The following is a 4,571-nucleotide window of genomic DNA, read 5'->3' as shown; positions in this document are numbered from 1 at the left end:
CATAAAGAAAAAGTAGTGACTACTCTCTCCCGTCGGAGATTTCCTCACTACTAATCTTAGTATGTTTTTGACCAATCGAGTTCTTTCCCACTCCCTTTTTGTTATGGATGTCTATGGTGAGAAGATTCGTTCATTTCTTGCTTAATAGCACAGTCGCAGGAACAATCTCCGCAGGATTCTTTTCCTTTGATGAGACTGCGAATAGCAAGAGAAAATAAGATGACGATGATGAGAAAGAGGATAAGTGTGGGCATTAATATTCTCCTTTTTCTAATGTTTTTAGCGTGACGATTGGAAGAGTGTTGGTTGGTTTTTTCACTAGGCTGTAGATGGCTGTGATAATTAGAAAGATAGCGATAAATGTCCAGACGGTTGGTAATTGTCTGTAGATAAGTACAAGACCAACCTGATAGATAACCAAACTACTTGCATAGGCTAAACCTGTTTGGAAACCGATAGCAATCCATGTCCACTTGGCTTCTCTCATTTCACGGTGAATAGCACCAATAGCCGCAAAACAAGGGGCACAGAGGAGATTGAAGACTAGGAAGGAGTAGGCTGATAACGCTGTATAGTCTTGTTGTAAAAGCCCCCAGAGTTCGGGATTTTCTTCGGTTGTTTCTCCTAATTTATAGAGGATACCAAAGGTGGCAATGACGGTTTCCTTGGTTAAGAGACCTGTAATGGCTGCAACAGTTGCTCGCCAATTTCCGAAACCAAGTGGGGCAAAGAGGAGAGAAAAACTGCGTCCAATGGAGGCTAAGATACTCTCATCTGTTTCTACCATTTGTAAAGACCAATTATAGGAACTGCTGAACCAAATAATGATGTTAGTCACAAATATAATGGTACCAGCCCGTTTGATAAAACTAAGTGCCTTATCGAATGCATATCGGAGAACCGTACTGAGTTTCGGTAAGTGATAAGATGGTAATTCCATGATAAAGGGGCTTGCGACTCCACCAAGTTGCTTGGTCTTTTTTAGTGCCATTCCGGATAGGACGATGGCAGCCATACCGACAAAATAGGCGCTTGGAGCAATCCAAGGATTGTCAGGAAAGAAAGCACCGGCTACCAGCGAAATGATAGGAAGTTTGGCAGAACAGGGCATGAAGGTTGCTGTCATAATGGTGATTTTTCGGTCCTGTTCATTTTCAATAGTCCGGCTTGCCATGACTCCAGGAACGCCACAGCCTGTGGAAATCAACATGGGAATAAAGGATTTGCCTGATAGACCAAAACGCCTAAAAATCCTATCCATGACAAAGGCGACTCGGCTCATATAGCCGATGTCTTCCAAGATTCCCAAGCAGACGAAGAGGACGAAAATTTGTGGTACAAAACCGAGGATGGCTCCGCATCCTGCAATAATGCCATCAAGGACCAGGGATTGTAGCCAGCCAGCGATTTCAAATCGATCTAGATTTTCCTGAATAAGGCCTGGAACAAGCTCTCCGAAGAGGACATCATTCACCCAGTCAGTCCCCATTGTACCAACCGTTTGAATAGACAGGAAGTAGGTCAGCCACATGACTGCCGCAAAGATAGGGAGGGCAAGAAAACGATTGGTAACAAGTCGGTCGATGTTATCAGACAGGTTAAAAGTCTTATCGCTGTCTTTTGTGACCAGTTCTGTGATTTTCTCGATAAATTGGTAGCGTTGATTGACGATAATGGCTTCCATATCGTCTGCGTAAATTTTTTCCAAAATGGCAATGATTTCGGTCAAATCAAGCATGTCTTGTGCATTGAGTTGCAATTGGTCTAGAATGGCTTGGTCTTGTTCGAGTAGCTTAATGGCGTAGAAGCGTTTTTGATGATTTGGGATGGAATCCGATAATAGGTCAATAACTTGGGCGAGGCCAGCTTCAAATTGTTTGTCATACTGAGGATAGATTGGCTCAGCTTGTTGATTGGTAATTTTTTCTACTTCATGGAGGAGCTGGGATATACCTAGCTTTTTTAGTGCACTGATAGGCTGTACAGGAACTCCCAGTTGATAGGAGAGCTGGTCGCTGTTTATTGAGCGACCTTGACTTTTCAGGGCGTCTGTCATATTGAGGGCGATAACAACAGGAAGGCCCATTTCTAATAACTGCAAGGTCAGATAGAGATTCCGCTCCAAGTTTGTTGCATCAAGGACGTTGAGGATAGTAGCTGGTTGGTCCGCTATCAAATAATCTCTGGCAACCCGTTCTTCTGGTGTGTAGGGAGACAGCGAGTAGATACCTGGTAAATCTTGAATTAGTAAATGTTTTCGCTTTTTGATCGTTCCAGATTTTCTTTCAACGGTGACTCCGGGCCAGTTACCAACACGTTGGTTGGTCCCTGTTAGGAGGTTGAAAAGAGTTGTTTTTCCGCTATTTGGATTTCCTGCAAGGGCGATGTGTTTTGTCATTTCCTCACCTCGCTTGTGATTTGAACACCAATCATTTGCGCTTCGGATTTGCGTAGTGTCAGCTCGTATCCTCTCAAGGTAATTTCGATTGGATCGCCCAGGGGAGCGACTTTTTTGAGAAATAGCTGCGTGTTCTTTGTAAGTCCCATATCCATGAGGCGACGACGGAGTGCACCTGTTGCATAGATGTCCATAACCTTAGCTGAGCTACCAATAGGTGCCTCAGATAGATTGATTATTTCCGTAGCTGACTTTTCTATTAAAACCAGAGATTCAATAATTTCTCTGTCTAGGGCTAGACGGCTTGCCTTGACTTGGAAAATTGCATTGGTCTTGGTTTTTGAAATGATGCGAATCTCTTCTCCGACTTTTAAACCCAAGTTCGCTAAGTGTTTACGAATATCATCTTGTGTTAGACAATCTTTGACTAAATAAGATTGTCCAACTTGAAGGTTTTGCAGTTTCATATCGTTTCCTTTGTGATTTTTATAACAATAGTATAGCACAATTCCTTAAAAGTGTCAGATAATTTTTAGAAATGGCTTATTTTCTCTTTATTTTTGGTAAATTCTCAAAGTAAGTTCTAGTTCTCGTCCTTCCAGAAGTTACTTTGAGAAAACTGGCTCATTGTCAACTGTAGTGGGTAGACGAAAAGCTAACACCTAGAGAGGACGAAATTCGTTCTCTCATTTTTGATGTTCAAAGCAATATATATCTTGGTTTTAAAGTTCGTAAAGTTCCTAAAGCCGAACGCTTGCCTCTTGATGTCTTTGATGAGTTTATTGGTCGCTTCCAGCTTAGCGTTGGAATATGGAAGCTCCATGGCGTTCGTGATGTACGTTTTATACTTTAGAAAAGTTTTAAAAACAGTTTTAAAGGCAGGATTGACAAGATCCAAATTGTCTTCTAGAAGCTCGAAGAAATATTTCGAGTTCATCTCTTGGAAATGGAAGAGAAGGATCTGGTAGAGTTCGTAATAGAATTTCAATTCATTTGAGAAATCCAATGTCTTCTGGACAACCTCTCTCGGTGTTACTGTTTGCCCAAAAGTGCGGGAATAGAAGCGATTTCGAGACAGTTTTCGACTATCTTTTTGGAGAATACGCCAGTGATTTTTCATGGATCGATAAGGTAGGGAACGCGTATCGAAAGTCTTCATAATATCAATTCTAGTCGTCATCATAGCACGGCTCAGGTGTTGGATAATGTGAAATCTATCAAGGACAATTTTAGCTCTTGGAAATAGTTTTTTGATGATGGGAATATAGCTACCCGACATGTCCACTGTTACGACCTCGACAGTTTCTCTGACCGCCCTAGGATACTTGCAGAAATAGTTCTTGATGGTGGTTTGGCGGTTGTTGTCAAGAATGGTCACAATCGATCTCGTCTCAAAATCCTGAGCAATGAAGGCGAGTTTTCCCTTGTTCCGACTAAATTCATCCCAGCTCAAGACTTTTGGTAATTTCGTAAAATCATGCTCAAATTGAAACTGAGCCAGTTTCCTCTGGACGACCGATACGGAGATATGTAGTCTCCTAGCGATGGCTATATTGGTCATGTTTTCTGTATGGAGTTGTGTCACTTTCTCCCAAATAGGTTGGGAAATCTGACAGTTTTTCTTGACTAGAGTTGTCTCAGCTACAGTCACTTTTTGGCAAGATTTGCATTGAAACCGCCGTTTCTTAAGCAAGAGGAGGGTCGGAAGGCCCTGACAATCCAAAATCGGAATCTTTGACGACTTTTGAAAGTCGTACTTGATACACTTTCCTTGGCAATGAGGACAACCGGGGCTGTCGTAATCTAGCTTTGCCCTGATTTCTAGATGGGTCTGATGTTTCAAAACGAAGAGAATTTTGATGTTTTTGTCTTTGATTCCAATTAGTTCTGTGGTATGATCTTCGCTTTTTTATTTCTAGGCTCAGGAATCCAGAGTCACTTCCCTGACTCTGGATTTATTCCATATGAGTCTTTCTAATGTGAGTGTGGTTGCTTTTCATTATAGGTTATATGGGACTTTTTGTATATACTCAAAAAGGCTCCATAATCTCTACAGTGGATTTACCCACTACAGAAATTATAGAGCCAGAAAACTGCATAACATCAACAGAATTTAGTCTCAGACTAAGTTCTGTTTTTGACTAAAAATGTTGATAATAGTGAGTTTTAGGGT

Annotated in this window: 4 protein-coding genes; all 4 read right to left on the bottom strand. The window is 41.5% G+C overall.

Annotated features, from left to right (window positions below; all coding sequences use genetic code 11):
• Positions 1-101 precede the first annotated feature (101 nt).
• Positions 102-254 carry a FeoB-associated Cys-rich membrane protein gene (locus tag SST111_RS04155; RefSeq protein ID WP_099810123.1) on the bottom strand — a complete coding sequence of 51 codons (153 nt, stop codon included), beginning with the start codon at positions 252-254 and terminating at the stop codon, positions 102-104.
• Positions 254-2,398 (bottom strand): ferrous iron transport protein B, encoded by a 2,145-nt coding sequence (feoB, locus tag SST111_RS04150; protein WP_099810122.1) that lies wholly within the window; start codon positions 2,396-2,398, stop codon positions 254-256. Before feoB ends, SST111_RS04155 begins: the two co-directional genes overlap by 1 nt.
• Entirely contained in the window at positions 2,395-2,865 is a 471-nt protein-coding gene (locus tag SST111_RS04145) for a FeoA family protein (RefSeq protein ID WP_029996672.1), read from the bottom strand. The genes feoB and SST111_RS04145 overlap by 4 nt, the downstream gene beginning before the upstream one ends.
• 188 nt (positions 2,866-3,053) lie before the next feature.
• Entirely contained in the window at positions 3,054-4,280 is a 1,227-nt protein-coding gene (locus tag SST111_RS04140) for an ISL3 family transposase (RefSeq protein WP_099810121.1), read from the bottom strand.
• Positions 4,281-4,571: the final 291 nt, after the last annotated feature.

Origin of the sequence: Streptococcus suis YS161, from assembly GCF_002760245.1 — a bacterium.
GTDB classification, from domain to species: domain Bacteria; phylum Bacillota; class Bacilli; order Lactobacillales; family Streptococcaceae; genus Streptococcus; species Streptococcus suis_I.
Note: the sequence above shows the minus strand (reverse complement) of the source record. Positions and strands in the feature narration are given on the sequence as shown.